The sequence below is a fragment of the Serinicoccus sp. JS2-9 genome (assembly GCF_059025165.1).
The window spans coordinates 1,144,424-1,164,279 of sequence record NZ_CM180091.1 but is presented as its reverse complement, the minus strand read 5'-3'; the positions used below and the strand labels follow the sequence as shown (position 1 = coordinate 1,164,279).

The window sequence follows — 19,856 nt, the reverse complement described above, 5'->3', positions numbered from 1 at the left end:
GGGGTCAGAGCGCGCGGCTCCAGGTGCCCATGAGCAGCGTGTATCCCTTGCGCTCCCGAGTGGTCAGCGGGGCCTCGTCCCGCTGGAAGCATGCGGCCGTCGCGACCCGCTCGCTGTCGAGGTTGCCCTGGGCGATGGTCAGCGTGGCGGAGCGGTATCCCGCGGCACGCGCGGTCGGGAGCAACGCCGATATGGCGCGGGCGGCCAGACCCTGCCCCCGGTATGCCGCACCGACCGCGTAGGCGAACTCGCACGCCGTCGGCGACGCCCCCGGGAAGAGCAGCACCTCTCCCAGGGGCACCTCGCCGTCGGTCGTGATCGCGAGCTGGATCGTGCCTCTCGCGCGTGCCCGATGAGCGGCCCGCACGTAGTCCGCCGCGACCTGCGCGTCGAACGGGTGCGCGAGCGGCGTCCACCGGTCCATCTCGGCGGTGTCGAAGAGGGTCACCATCGCCGGGACGTCAGTCTGCCGCCACTCCCGCAGCACCAGACCCCCGCTGCGCACCACGAGGGGAGCGCGAGCGGCATACCCGGGATCCGTCTGACTTTCCTCCCGCGCGACCGGCACGAGTCGACGCCTAGACCGAGAGCGCCTTGACGGTCTTGGTCACCTTGCCACCCTCGTTGCGGAAGAAGGCGATGTGGCCGAAGTCGAGCTGCGACCAGCCATCGGTGTCCTCGGTGAGGGTCTCCGAGGCGAAGATCACGCCGGTCGCCTCGTCCTCGGCGCACTTCTCGAAGGCATACGTGCTCGTGTCCTCCTCGAACTTGCGGCCCATGAGGAAGTACAACGGCTCCAGCAGCATCGAGAGGCTGTGCTCGTCGGTGCCCGGCTCGGAGTGCTTGCGCAACTCGAGCCAGTCACCGCTCGCGTCGGTCTCGCCCTCGAGCCCGAGGCCGCCGTTGACCCCGATGATGCGGTCCTGCGAGACGAGCGCCAGCTTGAGCTTGGTCAGGCCCGGCCGCTCGAGCTTCTTCATCGCGGCGGCGATCAGCCGGATCAGCTCCTCGACCGCCCGCTGGACGTCCTCGTCGCTGTCGCCCTCAAGCAGGGAGAGCAGCAGCACGTAGATGAACTCCGTGTCGGTGGTGCCCGCCATCTGCTCGAGGTATTCGTCCTTGCAGTGCTGCAGCAGCTCGCGCTGCAGCAGCTGCCACTTGGGCAGATAGCCGTTCTGCGCGACGATCCAGCGGGTGCCCTCGACGGAGAACGGGTGACAGTTCTCATCGGCCAGCACGACTTTGGCGTCGTAGGCCGCGGCGCGCACGTGGGCCAGCATCGTGCTGGCGCGCAGGCTCGGCACGATGTGCTTGACGTTGTCGTCGTAGAACGCCGCCATCGGACGGCGGTAGACGAACGGCTTCTCCGGGTTGGCCAGGTGCTCGCCCCAGGCGCCGAACCCCCACCCCGCCAGCTGCAGCTCAGGGTGGCTCTCCGGGTCGAGGGCCTGGTTGACGAGGCTGTTCTCGGGCGTGAGCAGCAGATTCTCCAGCGGAGTCTCCGGCCCGATGAACGCGAGCACTCGGCACATACATCCTCCATCGATGGTCGGTCGGTATGACGTCGGTCAGCCTAGGCGCGCGCGGCGCGGTCGGCTCCTCGATCTGCCGGCGCGGCGTTGCGCGCGGGCCACAGTCGTCACAGGCGTCACGGTCTGCCTTCGGCGCGATGCCAGGGCGCTCCCCCACAGCCCGGTCGGCGCGAGGGTCCGGCGATGATGGGGGTATGCGGATCGCGATCCTGGCCGGCGGCAGTCGCGGCGACTACCAGCCGGTGCTCGCGGTGGGCCGGGAATTGCAAGATCGTGGTCACGAGGTCGGGGTCACCGCGTCGAGCGACTTTGTGGGCACGGTCCGCGACGCCGGGCTGGGCGCGGAAGAGATCCGGGTCGACGCCATGCGGATCTATCGCGAGGGCTCCGTCGCCGAGAGGATGGCGAGCGGCAGCGTCGGCGAGCAGGTCGCGGCCTTGCGGCACCAGGCCGAGGCGATGGCGCCCGAGCTGGCCCGCGCGCTGATCGACCTGTGGCCCCGCTACGACGCGGTCGTCTCCACCGCCCTGACCTTTCCGTGGGCCGGGCAGCTCGCGGCGCACGACGCGCGCCGCCAGGTGCTCATGCTCTTCGTGCCGGCGCTACCGTCGGTTTGGGGCGACGCCAGCATGTTCGCGAGCCGCCGCGGACGCTCGCCGCGCAACCTCCTCGACGGATTGCGCGCCCTGGGTCCGGGCATGGCGATGGGCTCCCCGGTGAGCGCCGCCCTCGCCGACCACGGGGTGCCGCGCAGGACCGGACTGCGGGCGGCACGGCATACCCTCACCGTGCCCGCGTTCATCGCGCACTCCCCGGAGCTCATTGCGCCACGCCGGGTGAGTGGCCGCCGGATCGTCCTGACCGGCTACCCCTTCCGCGACTCCCCACCCGGCACCGCGCTCGACGCGGACCTCGAGCGTTTCGTCGCCGACGGGCCGCCACCGGTCTACGCCGGCTTCGGCAGCCAGAGCCTGCCCCAGACCCGGGAGGCGCTGCGGCACACGATCGAGGGCGCGCTCGCGGCCGGGCACCACGTGGTCGCGCTGCGCGGCACCGGCCTGGAGGAGAGGTATGACGATCGCGTCCTCTTCGTCGACGGTGCCCCGCACGACCTGCTCTTCCCGCGCGTGGCGGCGATCGCGCACCACGGCGGCGCAGGCACGACCGCCGAGGCGACGCGCGCCGGCGTGCCCCAGGTGGTGGTGCCCTTCGCGCTGGACCAGCCGTTCTTCGGGCGGCGGGTTCACGAGATCGGCGCGGCGGCGGCGCCGGTCGCGGTCGGGCATACCTCGGTCGACGCGATGCGGGAGGCTTTCGCGGTCGCGGCCGATCCAGGGGTGGGCGAGCAGGCTGCGGCCGTGGGCGCCAGAGTGCGGGCTGAGCGCGGCGCGGCCGCGGCGGCGGACCGGATCGCGGCGACCCTCGGGGTCAGGGTGACGGCGCGGCGGTAGGGGGCCGGGCGAAGGAAGGCGAGGGCGGCGCGAGCACGGCCCGCCACCCGGACTGGCCGCGCGATATGTCGTGACCGGCCGCGCGAAATGTCGTGACCGGCCGCGCGGTATGTCGTGACCGGCCGCGCGGTATGCCGTGACCGGCCGCGCGATATGCGACGGGCGGGCAGGCGAGGCTGCCGGAGTGGACAGACCAGGCTGCCGGGGTGGACAGACCAGGCTGCCGGGGTGGACAGGCGAGGCTGCCGGTCAGTCCTGGGGGGTGACGCGGAGGACCACGTCGTCCTGGCCGTTCGAGGTGGTCACCCACAGCGCCCCGTCGGCGTCCAGGGTGAGCGAGCGCAGGCGGCCGTAGGTGCCCTCAAGCTCCTCCATCCGCTCCTCGGCCGTGACGTCCTCGCCGTTCACGGTCAGCACCGTGACCCCCTGCCCGCGCAGCTCGGCGATCGTCAGCGCGCCGTCCCATGCGCCCCACTGCCCACCCTCGAGGAAGACCGCACCGGCGAGCGCGTGCGTCGGATCGCCCGTCGACCAGGCCGCCTCGACCGCGTCGGGGAAGGCCTCGGTGTCGGTCATCGGCACCGACTCGGCATACCCGGGTCCGGGGTCCCACCCGTAGTTGCCACCCTCCTCGATGACGTTGACCTCGTCGTCCACATCGGGCCCGTGCTCCACTGACCACAACGCGTCCGTGCCAGCCTGCACCGCCAGCCCCTGCACGTTGCGGTGGCCGTAGCTCAGGATCCGCGGGTCGCCGTCGACGAATGGCGCGCCCTCCACCGGCTCACCCTCGAGGTCGACCGCCAGCACCTTGCCGCCGAGCGACTCCAGCGACTGCGGGTGCTCGGACTGTGCGGCGTCACCGGTGCCGACGTAGAGGGTGTCGTCAGCCAGCAGCAACCGACATCCGCCGTGCCGCCCCGAGCTGATCGGCAAGCCGTCGACGACGACACCGTCGGCGGTCGCTGCGCTCGCCTCGTCATCCAACGCCCACCGCGTCACCCGGATGTCGCGCGGCGCCCCGCCCTCCTGCGTCGCATGACACAGGAAGATCGTGCGACCCGACGCCTCCTCCGGTCCGACGGCCAGACCCATGAGCCCGGACTCGGAGCCGACGAAGAGGTCAGGTATGTCGAGACTCACCTCGCGCGTCGATCCGTCCGGACCGAGGGCAAGGAGGCGGCCGCCGCGCTCGGTGACGAGTGCCCTGCCAGTGCCGGAACCGGCCGGATCCTCGAGCAGCTGCACGTCCCACGGCAGGGCCAGACCGTCCATCACCACCTCGACGTCCACGCCGGGGATCTCGTCGGCGGCGATCCCGCTCGTCGGAGTGCTGGTGCCCTCGGCCTCGTCGGTGGTCGAAGGAGCGTCGCCCGCGGTGTCGGAGGCGGCGTCGTCGTCGACCTCACCCCCACGAGAAGTGCTCGACTCGCTCGGGCTCGAGGCGTCGGCGCCGTCGTTGGTGCTGTCGTCTCCCGCACACCCGGCGAGGGCCAGCGAGGCCAGGAGCACCGGAGTGATAGAGGCGGCTCTCATGACAGGACGGTAGCCCGCGCGCCCTCCGCCGTCAGGTCGAGCAGCTCGTCGAGCAGAGGCAGGCGCCAGCCCTCCCGGGCCCACACCTCCTGATTCTGCGGGTCAGTGGCGAACCAGCGCGGCCCTGACCCGAGGACGCGGGCTGCCGCGCCGGCCGACTCCAGGTCGCGCACCCGGTCGTGCGGCCCCGCCGGGCCGGCCGCCACGAGCACGGTGTCCGCGCGCAGTCGCGGAAGCGGCAGCGGCGACTGCGCGAGCAGTGCCGGGTCGGTGACCACCAGCACGTCGGCGTGCACCTCGTCGGCATCGGTGAGCAGCGTCAGATCGCCGCGCCGGGCGGCGGCCAGCAGCTCGGAGTGGTGGTTCGGCGACGACGCGGCGGCGCGCCCCAGGTCCTCCCGTGCGAGCACGGCCGGTGTGCCCCCGGCCCCTGGGAGGGTCGGCGGTGGCTGGGTCAGGTCGGCCAGGACCACCACGGGGTATGCCGACGGTGGCGCCTCCCGTCCAGGCAGGTCACGGACGTAGGTGAGGGGCACGGCATACGGGCTCATGCCCTCGCGTCGCAGCGGCGGCACGGCCTCGCCCCGGGTGAGCCGCGCGTGGTAGTCGCGGAAGGAGGAGCGCAGGAGCACCCGCTCCGGGCTGTGCCGGCCGAGGGTGAAGTCGCCGCGGGACAGCGAGCCGGCGGTGAGCCGGGTGATGGCGAGCGGGCGGTGCAGGTCGACGATCTCGCCAGCACCGGCGGCCACCAGTCGCTCGGCGAACTCCGAGTCGGCCCCCTTGCGGATCTGGTCGAAGAGGCCGACGCGGTCGAAGACCTCGCGGCGCACGAGCAGCGAGGAGGCGTTGGTGCGCTCCGGGCGGTAGCCGAACCACTGCCGCGTCAGATCGGGCCGCATGCGGATCGCGGCGCTGCGGCTGGCGGGCGCTTCCAGGCGCTCCCGGAGCGCCGCGACGTGCAGCTCCAGCCGCCGCGGGTGCGACCAGTCGTCCGCATCCTGGGTCGTGACGAAGGCGCCCGCGGCCAGCTCGACGGCGCGGTTGCGCGCGAGGTAGGCGCCGCCGTTGACCTCCTGGCGCAGCAGCCGCACCCGCTCGTCGAGCGCCGCGCACTCGGCCAGCACCTCCTCGTGCTCGGGGCCGGAGGCGTCGTCGACGAGCAGGACCTCGACGTGGCCGTACGTCTGGTCCAGCAGCGAGGCGACGGACGTGACCAGACCACGGTCCGGGCGGTAGGTCGGAACTGCCACCGTGACGAGGGGCCCGTCGACCGACCCCGGGGCGTCGACCGGGTCGGCGTGCAGTCCGTCGAAGAGCGGCCGGGCGTTCTGGTGCACGCGTGGCCCACGCAGGTCGTGCGCCACGAAACGCTCTCCCAGCAGCTCCACCCACCTCGCATAGACCTGCTCGTCCACGCCGTCCGCGCCACCGCCGTGCTGGGGGTGCGCCAGGTCGGCGCGCAGCCCGGAGAGGACGTCGGCGCTCACCCCGCGGCACCGCTCGAGCCCGTCCGCGACCAGGTCGAGCCGCCCGGTGAGGTAGGCCGCCTGGAGGTAGTGCCGCCGCTCCACCCCCCGCAACCCACGCTCGCCGAGCGCCTCGAGGACCTGCCGGTAGACCTCGACCGCGGCATGCTGCTCCGCCTCGCGGCGAGCCATCCCGAACCACGCCGTCGCGAGCGCCGCGCTGAAGGGCGCGCGTGCCAGCTCACGCATCCGGGCCGGCAGCGACTCCCCCGCCACCAGGGCCGAGGCCAGGGCCGTCGCCACCACCGGCGCTCCCGCAGCCCGGGCCAACGCCTCCACCCAGACGTCGTTCCGGCTGCGCAGCGCCAGCCCGAGCAGCCGATCCGCCCGCGCCCGGGCGTCCTGGTCCTCCGGCAGGGACACGGGCAGTCCCGGGGGCCCGTGGAGCCCCGGCAACCTCGGGGCGTGAGGCGTCGTCACTGGCTCCACCTGCTCATGATCTCTCCAGTCAACACCACCCCCTCGGCGTCCACGCGCGCCACACCCGACCCGTGGCGTTGCCGCGATCTCGATCCATGCAGCGACGCTAGACCCGACCACCGACAGACCCGACGTCGTGCGATGACGGGCGGCACGACATACCCTGTGCCGCGTGAGCACCCACATCGCCGCCGAGCCCGGCCAGATCGCCCCCCGTGTCCTCCTGCCCGGCGACCCGCTGCGCGCCCGGTGGATCGCCGAGAACTTCCTCGACGACGCCGCCTGCTACACCGAGGTGCGCGGCATGCTCGGCTTCACCGGCACCTACCGCGGCGAGCGCGTCTCGGTGCAGGGCACCGGCATGGGCCAGCCGTCCGCGTCGATCTACGTCAACGAGCTGATCAGCGAGTATGACGTGCAGCAGCTCATCCGGGTCGGCTCCTGCGGGGCGCTCACCGAGCGGCTGAAGGTCCGCGACGTCGTGCTCGCGCAGGCCGCGGCGACCGACAGCTCCATGAACAGCCTGCGCTTCGGCGGCTACCACTACCCGGCGACCGCCCACTTCGCGCTGCTGCGGGCGGCCGTCGAGGCGGCGGAGGCGGCCGACGCGCCGCATCTGGTCGGGACCGTCTTCTCCTCGGACAGCTTCTATCACTCCCGTCCCGAGCTGACCCAGAAGGTCGTGGAGTACGGCGTCGTCGCGGTCGAGATGGAGGCCGCCGAGATCTACACCCTCGCCGCGCAGCACGGTCGGCAGGCGCTCGCGGTATGCACCGTGTCCGACCACATCGTCACCGGCGAGGAGACGAGCGCCCAGGAGCGCGAGCAGACCTTCGGCGACATGATCACGATCGCCCTCGACGCCGCGCTGGCCACGCCGCTGCCGACCGCGTCCTGACCGGCCGCGCGGTGTGCGGCCGGTCCGTCCTCAGGCCTGGAGGAAGACGCGGACGTCGTCGACGAAGCGCTCCGGCTGCTCCAGGTGCGGACTGTGGCCGCAGCCCTCGTAGACCACCTCGGTGAACTCGCCGGCCGCCTGCAGCACCGCCCGCATCTGGCTCACCATCGGCTGGGTCGGGCAGACCTCCTCGCCGGGGTAGCCCGGGACCGCGCCGAGCTTGCCGAGCTGGGCCAGGTCGAACATCGAGGTGTCGGACACGATCTGGTCGGCGTCGCCGCGGATCCACAGCACCGGCGGCGCCGGGTCGAGGTCGGCGAAGCCGGACTGGTCGAGGTACTTCGGCGACAGCGCGTTGTTCATCCCCGTCACCCCCGGCGCCACGCCCGGCCAGTTGTCGCTGGTCGCGGTGTCGCCCGGGTAGACGTCGTCGCCCACCGTCGTCTTCAGCATCGCGTCGAGGTATGCCTCCTCCACCTCGGGCGCGAAGGTGAAGCCGGGCGCGACATAGAACGAACGCAGCGTCGTGCGCGGGCTCGTCGGCTCCTCGCCGCGGTCCCCCGCCGCGAGCGCCGCGCAGAACTGCGGGTTGGCGGTGCCGCCGCCGCTCCCGGCGAAGTCGTCGGCGACCGGCCGCCCGTCCTCCCCCGTGCTGCCGCCGAAGCCGAACGGGCTGCCCGGCGCCTCCAGCACCAGCCGCCGCACCCGGCCCGGGTGGTCCATCGCCAGCTGGAGCGCGACGTTGCCGCCCGCCGACCAGCCGAGCACGTCCACCGGTCCCTCCACGCCCAGCGTGTCGAGGACCGCCGCGACGTCGTCGGACAGGTCCGCCATGCCCCGGGTGGCGTCGATCGTGGCCCGGGCGGAGTCGCCATACCCCCGGAAGTCGGGCGCGAGCACGTGGAAGTCGGCGGCGAGCTTCTCGATGAGCACGTCGAAGAAGGCCGACGACGACACGTTGCCGTGGATGAGCACGACGGTCGGCGAGCCGGGGTCGCCCGCCTCGCGGACGGCGGTCGTGGTGCGGGCGGTCTGGACGTCACGGAGTCTCATGACGGCATCCTGCCAGCCCGGGACATCACTCCGCGCTCCCCGTCGGGCTAAGGCGTCAGGTCTGCGGGCGAGCGACCATCCTCCAGGATGATGCCCCCACCCTGGAGGAGCGTGTCGAGGTGACGGGCGACGTAGGGCGCGACGTGGGAGCCGACCTCGGCCGGGTCGACCCAGTGCACCGCCCGCAGCTCGCTGGGCTGCAGCTCGACCCCGTCCGTGAGGGCGGGATGGGGGCCCAGGTCGAAGACCAGGAGCAGGGCGTCCTCCCACTGCTTGTAGGGCGGCAGCCAGTTGACCGCCAGCAGCTCCCCGACCGGGAGGTCGACACCCAGCTCCTCGCGCAGCTCGCGACGCAACGTCTCTCGCGGCGACTCCTCCGGGTCGACGACGCCGCCGGGCAAATCCCAGTCGGTCTTGTAGGTCAGCTCGCACAGCAGGATCCGGCCCTGCTCGTCACGGATGAGCCCCTGGGCGATGAGCCGCTTGCGCGGCAGCGTGGCGTTGAGCATGCCCAGAAACGCACCGGGCTCGCCGGGCGCCGGATCGGTGGCGAGCCGGGCCAACCGCAGGAGGTCGACCGACTCGCCGTCAGGGGTCTCGCCCCGGCCGCGAGCCGTGCCCTCCGGCCGCAGTCCGGCCCGCTGCAGCACCCGCCGGGTCGCCCGGTCGTCGACCCGCACCTCCGCCTCGACACGCCGCGTGCCTGCGGTGAAGGCACGCTCCGCCAGCCCGATGACCCGCCGGACGGCGTCCTGCTCCTCCATCGCGCGCAGCCCGCTGATCCCCACGAGCGCGAGCACGCCGTCGGCGACGGTGCGCAGCCGCACGGCCGCCGGTTCGTCCCCGATCTCTGCAGTCTCCGCGGTCGCCGCGTCGCCGCGAAGGCCGGGCGCTCCCGCCGCGCCCGAGACGCCCCGGGCGGGCGCGTCGCCCGGAGGGTGCGGCATACCCATGTCAGACGTGCCGTCGGCTGGTGATGACCCGGAACCGGTTGGCGACGAAGGCGGCATCCGCGTAGGCGGCGTTGGCCGCGGGGTTGGCGCCGGTGCCGTGGAAGTCGGAGAAGGCGGCCGTCTGGTTGACGAAGATCTGGCCGGTGAGGTTCTCCGACAGCGCCACCCCGGCGTCCGCGGCGGCCTCCCGCGCGTCGTCCAGGACCTCCTCGTCGGTGGCATACACCGCCGCGGTCATGCCGCCGTGCTCGGCGACGGTCCGCGAGAAGCGGCGCAGCGAGTCTGCGGTGTCCTCGGTGCGGACGACGAAGGCGACCGGGCCGAAGCACTCCTGCGTGTATGCCTGGTCGTTGGTCGCGTCGACCCCCACCAGGGCGGGGGTGCGCACCACGGCGTCGGGGTAGGCGGGGTGGGCGACCGCGCGGCTGTCGAGGACGACGTCGCCGCCGAGGCGGTCGGCCAGGGCGGGGATGTCGGTCGCGCGGCCGCGGACGTCGTCGTTGACCGTGGCGCCGAGGATCTCGACCGCCTTGGCGTCGTCGGCGGTGAAGCGGCTGATGGCCTGGCCGAGCTTGTCGGCGAACTCCCCGGCGGACAGGTCGCCCTCGTCGGTGCGGACGGTCGGCGGGACGTAGACGTTCTGCGGGGCGGTGCACATCTGCCCGGAGTAGAGCGAGAAGGAGAAGGCGAGGTTGCCGAGCATGCCCTTGAGGTCGTCGGTGGAGTCGACGACGACGGTGTTGAGGCCGGCCTTCTCGGTGTAGACGAGCTTGCCCGCGCCCGCCGCCTCGGTCTCCAGCCAGTGGCCGAAACCGGGGCCGCCGGTGTAGTCGATGATCTTGACCGCGTCGTGCAGGGCGAGGTCCTTGGCGAGCGTGCCGCCGTCGTCCTCGGCCGCGAGCTGCACCAGGGCCGGGTCGAAGCCGGCCTCGGCGAGCGTCTCGCGGGCGATCTGGGTGGTCAGCGCGAGCGGCAGGACGGCGCGCGGGTGCGGCTTGATGACGACCGGGTTGCCGGTGGCGAGGCTGGCGAAGATGCCGGGGTAGGCGTTCCACGTCGGGAAGGTGTTGCAGCCGATGACCAGCGCCACGCCGCGCGGCACCACGCGGTAGTCCTTCTGCATGCGGATCGGGTCGCCCTTGGCCGGCTTCTCCCAGGTCACCGAGCCGGGAACGCGCCGCTGCTCCTCGCGCGCGACGACGACCGCCTCGAGCGCGCGGTCCTGCGCGTGCGGGCCGCCGGCCTGGAAGGACATGACGAAGGGCTGCCCCGAGGTATGCATGACCGCGTGCGCCATCTCGTGGCTGCGGGCGTTGATCCGCTCGATGACCTCGGTGAGGACCGCGGCGCGGACCTCGGCGCCGGCGTCGCGCCAGGCGGGCATCGCCTCCTGGGCCGCGGTCATCGCGGCCTCGACGTCGAGCTCGGGGTAGCGCACCCCGAGGGTCGGGCCGTAGGGGCTCTTCTCCGAGCCGACGCTGCGGCCGGTCGTGGGCTGCTCTGCGAGCCCGTCGAAGTCCTTGTTGAGCGTCTCCTGGTGGGCGAGCTGGCCACGCTCGGAGGAGCCCTCGCCGTAGACGCGGGGGCTCGGCGACTCGGGGTAGCGGCTGTAGTAGCTGCGCTCCCGCAGCGCCTGCGTCGCCGCCTCCAGGGTCTCGCGGTGGGTGTCCAGCAGGGGGTGCGTCGTCGCGGTCGTGGCCATGAGCCTCAGGGTAACGACGCCCGCGCGGGCCTGCCCAGCGGCATACCTGGGCGGTTGCGTCCCGTGGAAGTCGCGAAGGGTGCCGACTCCCACGGGACGCTAGCCGGCCCACCCGCCACGTCGGAGCGCCGAGGCGATCTGGTCGAGGAAGACCGCGGGGTCCAGCCGCCAGCCGAGGACCGGGATCTGCAGCGAGACGAGGTCGCGCTGGTCGATGGCGAGGGCGTTGCCGCGCACGGCGTCGTCGACCCCGTGCAGACCCCACTGGTGGTGGGCGCCCTGGATCTCGCCGTGCACGCCGTAGTCGTCCCAGAAGAGATCGAGATAGACCCGCCCCGCGCCGACGGTCCGGGTGCTCTGCCGGCTCGGAGCAGGTATGCCGTGGGCCCGGCACGCCGCAACGACGTCCAGCTCGTTGATCGAGTGGGAGCCGTCGCAGACGTCGCGGATCACGGCACCGAGCAGCCGCCGTCGGGCGCAGCGTCGCGTCCCGCCCCAGCGGTGCATCAGCGCGCTGGTCGACACGAGGCGCTGCTGCACCGTCATCGCCACCAGCGTCGCGGCGGCCCGGTCCGTGCGCTCCCACTGCGCGGCGCGCAGGAGCGCCACGTCGGTCTTGGTCCGCCGCAGCCCGACGGGGATCGCCGGCCCGAGGTCACGCAGGACGTGGTGCCGGACGCCGGGCAACGAGCGGACGGTGGCGTTGCGCGGGACCGAGACGTCGATGGGCGACGCCTCCCAGTGCTTCAGCCCGGAGACCACCAGGGAGGTCGCGCCGTCCAGCACCGCACGAGGGCCGGACTCCCACAATGCCCACCAGAGGAGCCCTTCGCCGCGCGGCTCGGTGCTCGCGATGCACAGGGTGTGGCAGCCGGCGCGGTGCCACACCCCGCGATCGACCTCGGCCCGGATGTCCTCGTCGGTCAGTCCCTCGGCGATCAGGTCCGCGCGTCGGACGACGCCGGAGTGGCGGTCCGCCAGCAGGCGTGCGACCTCGTGGCGCCAGGCACGTCGGCGAACCGCAGCGCTCGGCGCTCGTGCCATGCCTCCCCCTGCCCGCACCTGCCCCCGGCTCGTGCGTCGGCCCCCAGCCTGGCAGAGGTGGACCTCCCGTGGCCCCGGTCGTCCACAGCCCCACGACGGTCCCGTGGGAGTCGGGAAGGGTCCCGACTCCCACGGGACCGTCGTGACCCGGTGAGGGAGCTCAGCTCCTGCCGTCGGCGAAGGCCAGCAGGTCGCGGACGACCTGCTCCGGCTCCTCGAGCGCAGGCCAGTGACCGCCCTCCGGGTAGAGGGTGAAGCGCTCCACGGCGAAGCATCGCTCACACAGCTCACGCGGCGGCATCATCAGGTCGCCGCCGAAGAGGGCGAAGGCGGTCGGCACCTCGACCTTGTCCGACGCCCACGCGTCGCCCCCCGCCGAGCCGCTCCAGGCGGACTGCTCCGCCGAGCCATTGAACGAACCGGCCGTCCTCACCCGGCCGGCTGCCGAAGGAGTCGAGGATCCTGGCCGGGCTCGTCCCGGCGACCGCGCGCATCCCCCGGGTCATGTGCGCCTGGTCGCTGTAGCCCGCCTCCACCTCGGCCTCGGCGAGGGTCCGCCCTGCGCGCAGGAGCCGGTATGCAGCACGCGCCCGCGCCAGCTGCTGCAGCTGTTTCGGGCCTATCCCCGCCGCCGCGCTGGACCGGCGCCGCAGCTGCCGGTCGGAGTAGGCCGGGGCGTCCCCGGCGAGCGCAGCCGCGATGGCCTCGTCGGTCACAAGCACGCCCTGACGGTGCAGCAGGGTGACCATCTCCTCCAGGGCGCGGGTGTCGGCATACCCCGGGACGGGCAGCCGGACCCCACCGATCTCGACGAACGCGCCGTCGCACGGCAGGTCGCGCATCTCGCCGAGCAGTGACAGCTTCGGGACGTGCCGGAGGAAGACGTGCGCGGGCAGCTCGACGCCCCAGCCGCGCTCCCCTGCGCGCAGGTCGAGGGTCCGCGGCTGCGTGCTGGGCCCGATGAGCGTGGCGACGACGTCGGTATGCCCGTGGCGTCGGCTGAACGCGATGCCCCAGAACTCGTTCGCCGCGTCGGCGTAGGTCGCGTCCTCCTCCACCTCGACCCACCACAGGACGGAGACCAGCGGCGAGGCGGACTCGGTCAAGGTGTAGGCCACGGTGGTGACGCCAGCGCGCCGGGCCTGAGCCGACGGGCGAGCGTCGTCGCTGTGGCACCGCGCGCGAGCGTCCCGTGGAAGTCGACAACGGTCACGACTTCCACGGGACGCTCTGCAGCGAGCCTCTCAGGCGACCGGCTGCTGCAGGTCCACCGACCAGCCGGCGCCGTCGCCGTCGAAGGGCGTGACGTCATACACCTCTCGGCAGGTGCCGTGCGGGGTGAGGCCGCGGGTCTCGACCTCGGCGACGAGCCCCTGCCAGGCCTGCTGGATGCCGGACAGGTCGCCGCCGGTGTAGCGGACGGTGAGCGCCCGCGGCTGGGCCTCGACCGTGGCCCGCTCCAGGCCGTCGGGGACGGGCGCGTCGCCGATCTGCTCGGCGGCCGCCGCGATCATGCCATCCCCCTGCGGGGTGTAGGTCGCGACGCCGGGGCCGGCTCGCGGGATGTCCCGCAGCAGGTCGTTGACCTGCTGGAACATCCCGCTCATGGCCTCCTCGACCTGCGACATCTCCTCGATGCGGACCGACCGCTGCACCAGCGTGAGCGTGGGCAGCGAGGTCTCGACGAACTCTGACATGGGATTCTCCTTTGCGATCGATCGGAGCCTCGCCTCGATGGACGCGAGCCGGTGCTCGTCCGTCGCGATCTGCGCGCGCAGCGCATCACGACGGGCCCGCATGAGGGCGACCACCTCGCCCTCGGCCAGCTCGCCGTCCAGCAGCACACCGACCTGCTCGAGCGTGAACCCGAGGTCTTTCAGGCCAATGAGCTGGTTGGCGCGGGCGAGCTGGGCGGCGGCGTAGGAGCGGTACCCGCTGTGGCTGTCCACCCGGTCCGGCCGCAGCAGACCGAGCTGGTCGTAGTGGCGCAGCATGCGCACCGACACCCCGGCCAACCTGGCGAACTCTCCGATACTCAACATGGCGATCCCACTCCAGATCCTGACACCGTGTGAGAGTCAAGACCCGGGCGCGAGCTCCCGCTCAGCGGCCGAACAGGCGGGCGAAGAACCCCTTGCGCGCAGGCTCGGAGGTGCGGTCGCCGGCCTCGTGGGTCGGCTCGCCGGCGCTCGGGTATGCCTCGTCTCCCGGCGCGGCGACGCCGGGCTCCACCTCCGGGCCCTCGTCGAACATCATCTCGGTCCCGAAGACCCCTTCACCCTCGAGGACCTCCCAGTCCTCCTCTACGAAGGCGTCCCAGATCTCGACCCCGGTGGCGTCACCCACGAGCCCCAGCACCGTGTCCTCGGTGAGCAGTTCGACGCCGTCCTCCGCGGGCAGCGCCGGCCCCTCGTCGACCTCGCGTTGACCCGCGGAGTCCACGACGTGCCAGGCGCGCCCCGTCCGGCTCGCAGACGGCGAAGGAGTAGGTGTCGCTCGTGCTGCCGAGGAGCGCGGCCACGACCCGCCGGCCCAGCGTGCGCGCGAGCATCTCGTCCTCGGTGGCGAGCAGCATCATCCCGCCGACGAGGACGAGCCAGTCACCGACCCGGCGGGCGACCACCATCTCCGGGTCGGGCGAGGTGCTCGCCTCGTCCCCGCTCGACCGGGTTCCGGTCGGCCGCAGCCCCACCGCCGCGAGGTCCTCGACCGCCGCGCCCTCGACATACACCAGCCCCATGTTCATTCCCATGACGCCAGTATGCCGACGCGGCGCCCCCGGGCGCCGTCGTCCACAGGCGGACCGCTCGTGCCATGGTGGACCCATGCCAGAGTCGCCGACGCCGCCGCACGCCTTGCTCAGCCCTCCGGACCAGGCCGCGGTGGCCGTCATCGGGGCCGGGGCGATGGGCGCCGGGATCGCGCAGGTCGCGGCGCAGGCCGGCCACCCCGTGATCCTCGTGGACGCGCAGCCGGAGGCGGCCGAGCGCGCGGTGGCCGGGTTGCGGGCGACTTTCGACAAGCTCGTCGCCAAGGGCAAGGTCACCCGGGTGGACGCCGACGCCACCCTCGCGCGGGTCACGCCGCACACCACCGCCGACATGACGACCATCCCGGCGGTGGCGCTCGTGATCGAGGCCGTGGTCGAGCACCTGGACGTCAAGCGGGCGATCTTCCGCCAGCTCGAGAGCGCGCAGCCGAGCACGACGGTCCTGGCGACCAACACCTCCTCTCTGTCGATCGACGACATCGTCGGGGAGGCCGGCTCCGGGCACGACGCGGCGCTGCCCGGCGGCACCTCGCCTGCCATGGCCCACCCGGAGCGGGTCCTCGGCCTGCACTTCTTCAACCCGCCGCCACTGATGAGGCTCGTCGAGGTCATCACGGGCGCCGACTCGGGCGCGGACGTCCTCGACGCGGCCTCGGAGCTGGTGCGCCGCTGGGGCAAGACGCCGGTGCGGTGCACCTCGACGCCGGGGTTCATCGTCAACCGCGTCGCCCGCCCGTTCTACGGCGAGGCTCAGCGCATGGTCGCCGAGGGGCTCGTGGACCCAGCGACGGTCGATCTGGCGCTGCGCGGCGCGGGCTTCCGGATGGGGCCGTTCGAGCTGACCGACCTCATCGGGCAGGACGTCAACCTCGCCGTCGGCGAGTCCGTGTGGCGGCAGACCGGCGAGGACCCGCGCTACGGCCCGACCGACTGGCAGCGCGAGCTCGTGCGCGAGGGCAGGCTCGGCCGCAAGACCGGGCGCGGCGTCTTCGAGTATGCCGACGGCCGGCCGGTCGACGCCGAGCCCGACGCGGCGCTCGCCGAGCAGCTGGTGGGCGGCCCGGTGCAGACCGACCCGGTCGCGCGCACCCTCGCCATGCTCGTCAACGAGGGCGTCGACCTCGTCCATCGGGGCGAGGCGAGCGCCGAGGACGTCGACACCGCCATGACCCTCGGCACCAACTACCCCCACGGGCCGTTCGCCTGGCTGGAGCAGATCGGCGCCGACACCGTCCGCCGGCAGCTCGCTGAGCTCGACGAGCTCTATCCCGGCGGTCGCTACCGACCGAGCGAGGCACTGTGACCGACACCGATCTCAGCCACGTCCACCGCATGTGGGACCAGGACAGGGCCTCCGCCGCGCTCGGCATCGAGCTCGTCGACGTCGAGGTCGAGACCACCGAGGGAGGCCGTCGCCTGGGTCGGGCCCGCACCCGCATGCGGATCGTCGACACGATGGTCAACGGCCACGACATCGCCCACGGGGGCTACGTCTTCACCCTGGCCGACTCCACCTTCGCGCTCGCCTGCAACGCGACCGGCCGCACGACCGTCGCGGCCAGCTGCGACATCACCTATCTCCTCCCCTCCCGTCTCGACGACGAACTGATCGCCACCGCCACCGAACGCGTGACCTACGGCCGCAGCGGGATCACGGACGTCACGGTATGCCGGGGCACCGACAATGCCGTCGTCGCCGAGTTCCGCGGCCACTCCAGGGCGGTGCGCCCGGCGTCAGGCGAGCGCTGAGGGCGGCCCGGCGGACGGCATACCCCCACCACGAGCGACGCCCGGTCGAGGTGAGGACAACCACGAGCGACGCCCGGTCGAGGTGAGGACAACCACAGGTGGCGCCCGGTCGAGGTCAGGGGCAACCATTCGCGACACCCGGTGGGGTCAGGGGCAACCATTCACGGCGCTCGGTGTAGAGACGGGACGGGGACGGAGGCCGGGGACGAGGGCATACCCTGGCGGACACCGGCGACGAAAGAGACGCGAGCGCATGACCCTGCCCGAGATCGACGAGCGCCCCGACCTGCACGACGAGGCCGAGACCTGGTCGGTCGACCAGCTGCGCGCCACCCAGCTGGAGCGGCTGCAGGCCTGCGTGCGCCGCGCCTACGACGGGGTGGAGCACTACCGCCGCCAGCTCGACGAGCGCGAGGTGCACCCCGACGACATCACGAGCCTCGACGATGTGCGGCGGCTGCCGTTCACGACCAAGGCCGACCTGCGCGACAACTACCCGTTCGGCCTGCTCGCCGTCCCACGCGAGCAGTGCGTCCGGGTCCACGCGAGCTCGGGGACGACCGGGCGACCGACCGTGGTGGGTTACACCCAGGGCGACGTCGACACCTGGGCCACCCTCGTCGCCCGCTCCCTGCGCGCCGCCGGCACCCGCCCGGGTGACATGGTGCACGTCGCCTACGGCTACGGCCTCTTCACCGGCGGGCTGGGCGCCCACTACGGCGCCGAACGGCTCGGCTGCACCGTCGTCCCGATGAGCGGTGGGCAGACGGACAAGCAGATCCAGCTCATCACCGACTTCGGGCCGCGCGTCATCATGGTGACGCCGTCCTACTTCCTCTCCCTCGTCGATGCGATGGCCGTGCAGGGCATCGACCCGGCCGAGACCTCGCTGCAGATCGGCGTCTTCGGGGCCGAGCCCTGGACCGAGGCGATGCGTGGCGAGATCGAGCAGCGCTGCCGGATGCACGCGACGGACATCTTCGGGCTGTCCGAGATGATGGGCCCGGGCGTGGCCCAGGAGTGCGTCGAGACCAAGGACGGCCTCACGTTGTGGGAGGACCACTTCTACCCCGAGATCATCGACCCGATCACCGAGGAGCCGGTGCCCGACGGGGAGGAGGGCGAGCTGGTGCTCACCGCGATGACGCGAGAGGCGATGCCGGTGCTGCGCTACCGCACGCGCGACCTCACCCGGTTGCTCCCCGGCACCGCCCGCCCCGGTATGCGCCGGCTCGCCAAGATCACCGGCCGCAGCGACGACCTCATGATCGTCCGCGGCGTCAACGTCTTTCCTACCCAGATCGAGGAGCTCGTGCTGGCGACCCCAGGGCTGACGCCGCACTTCCAGTGCGTGCTGACCAGGCCGGGACGGATGGACCAGCTGACGATCAACGTCGAGGGCGAGCCGGGGCTCGGCAGCGAGGACCGCGAGCGGCTGGCCGGTGAGCTGGGCAAGCAGGTCAAGGACCGGATCGGCACCAGCGCGCAGGTGGTGGTGCTGGCGGAGGGCGGTGTGGAGCGCTCGGTCGGCAAGGCGCGGCGGATCGTGGACCAGCGGGAGCGCTGACCGGCGAATTCGACCACGGAGATCGTCGCCATGGCACGAGAAGGCATGGTCGAGCTCGGGGCCGTTGCCCTGCACCGGGCTGCCGGAGTGGGCACACGAGGCTGCCGGAGTGAGCAGCCGAGGCTCTCGGATTGAGCAGCCGAGGCTGCCGGTCAGGTGAGGGGGCAGGCGTCGCGGGCCTCGACATACCGTCCCTCGCGCGCCGCCTCGAGATAGGGGTGCCAGGCGGGGATCTGCGCCCAGTCCAGCCCGCGGATGAACACCTCGGCCGGTGGCGGTTCACTTGTCGGCAGCCCGGCCGCGTCGAGGCAGGAGTGACTGATGAGGTAGTCGTGGTAGCGGGCGGTGAGGGTCATCCGCGCCTCCTGGACCATCGCGCCCCAGCCGGAGCCATAGTCGGACGGCAGGGGCTCGGTCGGCTCGGGCTCCGGCGGCGACGGGACCGCAGGCTCGGGCCGGGGCGGTGCCTCCAGCAGCAGCTCGGCCTGGCACCGTGACAGATCCCGGTCCCGCTCCCCAGCCTGCACCCCGAGCTTGGTCGCGGCGATCCCGTGCTCACCCCTGGTGACCTCATAGCCCGAGGCCTCCAGGCAGGCGGTGTAGAGCCTCGTCCAGGTCTGCAGCTCCTCGCCGGACGCCTGGTCTGCGGCGACCGGCCGCGGCGCGTCGACGACGGTCCGCCCAGACACGTCCCCCGCCGGCTCGGCCCTCAGATCGGGCGCGCCGGGCACGACCAGGAGTGCCAGCGCCGCCGCGGCGGCCGTCGTCGCACCCCCCACCCCCGCCAGGAAGCGACGTCGCCGGACCCGTCGACCCCCCTCCCAGGTCGACTCCGCCAGATCGGGCTCCGGTATGCGCTCGGCCTCGGAGCGCAGGCGGCCGGCCAGCTCGTGCTCCCTCACGCGGTCCCCCTCTCGTGCCGCTGCCCGTCCCGCACCACGTGCGGCACCCACCCGGCGTCCGGGCCGTCAGGCAGCAGCCGCCGCAGTGTCTTCATCGCGTCGCTCGCCTGGCTCTTGACCGTGCCGGGCGAGATGCCCAGGGTCGCGGCGATGTCGGCCTCGGAGAGGTCCTCGTAGTAGCGCAGCACGATCACCGCCCGCTGCCGCGGTGGCAGCAGCGAGAGGGCGGCCCGCACATCGGCTCCGTCGACCCAGCCCGTGACGGGCTCAACGGCGACGATGGCGGCCAGCGCACCCTGTGGGTCGTGGTGGTCGACCAGCCGCTCCCGACGCAGCCGACGCCACCGCGACACCGTGTCCCGGTAGAGGATGCGCCGCACGTAGGCCTCCGGCGCCTCGTCCCGCAGCCGCTCCCAGCGGCTCGCGAGCTTCACCAGGGCGTCCTGCACCAGGTCGTGGGCCAGATGCTCGTCCCCGCAGATGAGGTATGCCGCCCGCACCAGTGCCCCCTGGCGTGCCCGGACGAAGGCGACGTAGTCGTCGCCGCTGCGCTGTGGCATACCTCCTCCTTCCCGGGGTCACCAGTGTGCTCCTGGAACGCGCCGAGGGGCCCGCTTGGTTGGGTCGGGCCCAGGCAGCCCCGCGGATCTCGGCAGGCCCCACGGTTCGCCGCGACCCCCACTGCTGCACCCGTGGGGCGGGCCGCGGAGCGTGGGGCTGCCAGCCAGGCGTGGGGCGTCCTGGGTGTCCGGT

Annotated in this window: 20 protein-coding genes; 5 read left to right on the top strand and 15 right to left on the bottom strand. The window is 72.9% G+C overall.

Annotated elements, in window-relative coordinates; genetic code table 11:
• Positions 1–4 precede the first annotated feature (4 nt).
• Together AC5PYY_RS05775 and AC5PYY_RS05770 are read right to left on the bottom strand one after the other, a co-directional pair.
• Positions 5–568: a GNAT family N-acetyltransferase gene (locus AC5PYY_RS05775; RefSeq protein WP_493898841.1), complete on the bottom strand. Its 564-nt coding sequence runs from the start codon at positions 566–568 to the stop codon at positions 5–7.
• A 10-nt stretch (positions 569–578) separates the two neighbouring features.
• On the bottom strand, positions 579–1,532 hold the full coding sequence (locus tag AC5PYY_RS05770) for a class II glutamine amidotransferase (RefSeq protein ID WP_493898840.1): 954 nt from the start codon (positions 1,530–1,532) through the stop codon (positions 579–581).
• 194 nt (positions 1,533–1,726) lie between these two features.
• Between AC5PYY_RS05770 and AC5PYY_RS05765 the strand changes: the two genes are divergently transcribed.
• Positions 1,727–2,983, top strand: a complete 1,257-nt coding sequence (locus tag AC5PYY_RS05765; protein ID WP_493898839.1) for a glycosyltransferase — start codon at positions 1,727–1,729, stop codon at positions 2,981–2,983.
• A gap of 249 nt (positions 2,984–3,232) precedes the next feature.
• Here the strand turns inward: AC5PYY_RS05765 and AC5PYY_RS05760 are convergent, their stop codons facing one another.
• Both AC5PYY_RS05760 and AC5PYY_RS05755 read right to left on the bottom strand, forming a co-directional pair.
• Positions 3,233–4,519 (bottom strand): PQQ-dependent sugar dehydrogenase, encoded by a 1,287-nt coding sequence (locus AC5PYY_RS05760; protein WP_493898838.1) that lies wholly within the window; start codon positions 4,517–4,519, stop codon positions 3,233–3,235.
• The gene (locus AC5PYY_RS05755) at positions 4,516–6,408 is read right to left on the bottom strand and encodes a glycosyltransferase family 2 protein (protein ID WP_493898837.1); all 1,893 of its coding nucleotides are present in this window, start codon (positions 6,406–6,408) and stop codon (positions 4,516–4,518) included. The genes AC5PYY_RS05760 and AC5PYY_RS05755 overlap by 4 nt, the downstream gene beginning before the upstream one ends.
• Before the next feature lie 229 nt (positions 6,409–6,637).
• Between AC5PYY_RS05755 and deoD the strand changes: the two genes are divergently transcribed.
• Entirely contained in the window at positions 6,638–7,363 is a 726-nt protein-coding gene (gene deoD / locus AC5PYY_RS05750) for a purine-nucleoside phosphorylase (RefSeq protein ID WP_493898836.1), read from the top strand.
• A 30-nt stretch (positions 7,364–7,393) separates the two neighbouring features.
• Here the strand turns inward: deoD and AC5PYY_RS05745 are convergent, their stop codons facing one another.
• The 9 genes from AC5PYY_RS05745 to AC5PYY_RS05705 all read right to left on the bottom strand — a co-directional run bounded on the left by AC5PYY_RS05745 (position 7,394) and on the right by AC5PYY_RS05705 (position 14,867).
• Positions 7,394–8,416 (bottom strand): alpha/beta fold hydrolase, encoded by a 1,023-nt coding sequence (locus AC5PYY_RS05745; protein WP_493898835.1) that lies wholly within the window; start codon positions 8,414–8,416, stop codon positions 7,394–7,396.
• A 47-nt stretch (positions 8,417–8,463) separates the two neighbouring features.
• On the bottom strand, positions 8,464–9,363 hold the full coding sequence (locus AC5PYY_RS05740) for an NUDIX hydrolase (protein WP_493898834.1): 900 nt from the start codon (positions 9,361–9,363) through the stop codon (positions 8,464–8,466).
• A gap of 7 nt (positions 9,364–9,370) precedes the next feature.
• Entirely contained in the window at positions 9,371–11,071 is a 1,701-nt protein-coding gene (gene paaN, locus AC5PYY_RS05735; RefSeq protein WP_493898833.1) for a phenylacetic acid degradation protein PaaN, read from the bottom strand.
• Positions 11,072–11,170: 99 nt separating this feature from the next.
• Positions 11,171–12,115, bottom strand: a complete 945-nt coding sequence (locus AC5PYY_RS05730) for a hypothetical protein (protein ID WP_493898832.1) — start codon at positions 12,113–12,115, stop codon at positions 11,171–11,173.
• Positions 12,116–12,275: 160 nt separating this feature from the next.
• The gene (locus AC5PYY_RS05725) at positions 12,276–12,455 is read right to left on the bottom strand and encodes an alpha/beta fold hydrolase (RefSeq protein WP_493898831.1); all 180 of its coding nucleotides are present in this window, start codon (positions 12,453–12,455) and stop codon (positions 12,276–12,278) included.
• On the bottom strand, positions 12,403–13,233 hold the full coding sequence (locus tag AC5PYY_RS05720) for a helix-turn-helix domain-containing protein (RefSeq protein WP_493898830.1): 831 nt from the start codon (positions 13,231–13,233) through the stop codon (positions 12,403–12,405). Before AC5PYY_RS05720 ends, AC5PYY_RS05725 begins: the two co-directional genes overlap by 53 nt.
• A gap of 126 nt (positions 13,234–13,359) precedes the next feature.
• Entirely contained in the window at positions 13,360–14,157 is a 798-nt protein-coding gene (locus AC5PYY_RS05715; protein WP_493898829.1) for a MerR family transcriptional regulator, read from the bottom strand.
• Between the two features lie 61 nt (positions 14,158–14,218).
• A complete protein-coding gene (locus tag AC5PYY_RS05710) occupies positions 14,219–14,461 on the bottom strand; it encodes a hypothetical protein (RefSeq protein WP_493898828.1) in 243 nt (80 codons plus the stop codon).
• Positions 14,454–14,867, bottom strand: a complete 414-nt coding sequence (locus AC5PYY_RS05705) for a hypothetical protein (RefSeq protein WP_493898827.1) — start codon at positions 14,865–14,867, stop codon at positions 14,454–14,456. The genes AC5PYY_RS05710 and AC5PYY_RS05705 overlap by 8 nt, the downstream gene beginning before the upstream one ends.
• A 73-nt stretch (positions 14,868–14,940) precedes the next feature.
• Here AC5PYY_RS05705 and AC5PYY_RS05700 point away from each other — a divergent pair, with 73 nt between their 5' ends.
• From AC5PYY_RS05700 to paaK, 3 genes are all read left to right on the top strand, one after another.
• The gene (locus AC5PYY_RS05700) at positions 14,941–16,188 is read left to right on the top strand and encodes a 3-hydroxyacyl-CoA dehydrogenase NAD-binding domain-containing protein (protein ID WP_493898826.1); all 1,248 of its coding nucleotides are present in this window, start codon (positions 14,941–14,943) and stop codon (positions 16,186–16,188) included.
• The gene (locus tag AC5PYY_RS05695; protein WP_493898825.1) at positions 16,185–16,634 is read left to right on the top strand and encodes a hotdog fold thioesterase; all 450 of its coding nucleotides are present in this window, start codon (positions 16,185–16,187) and stop codon (positions 16,632–16,634) included. The genes AC5PYY_RS05700 and AC5PYY_RS05695 overlap by 4 nt, the downstream gene beginning before the upstream one ends.
• A gap of 253 nt (positions 16,635–16,887) precedes the next feature.
• Positions 16,888–18,201 carry a phenylacetate--CoA ligase PaaK gene (paaK, locus tag AC5PYY_RS05690; protein WP_493898824.1) on the top strand — a complete coding sequence of 438 codons (1,314 nt, stop codon included), beginning with the start codon at positions 16,888–16,890 and terminating at the stop codon, positions 18,199–18,201.
• Between the two features lie 152 nt (positions 18,202–18,353).
• Here paaK and AC5PYY_RS05685 read toward each other — a convergent pair whose 3' ends face one another.
• Both AC5PYY_RS05685 and AC5PYY_RS05680 read right to left on the bottom strand, forming a co-directional pair.
• Entirely contained in the window at positions 18,354–19,103 is a 750-nt protein-coding gene (locus tag AC5PYY_RS05685; RefSeq protein ID WP_493898823.1) for a hypothetical protein, read from the bottom strand.
• Complete coding sequence (locus AC5PYY_RS05680; protein ID WP_493898822.1) at positions 19,100–19,663, bottom strand: SigE family RNA polymerase sigma factor; 564 nt, start codon at positions 19,661–19,663, stop codon at positions 19,100–19,102. Before AC5PYY_RS05680 ends, AC5PYY_RS05685 begins: the two co-directional genes overlap by 4 nt.
• Between the last annotated feature and the right edge of the window lie 193 nt (positions 19,664–19,856).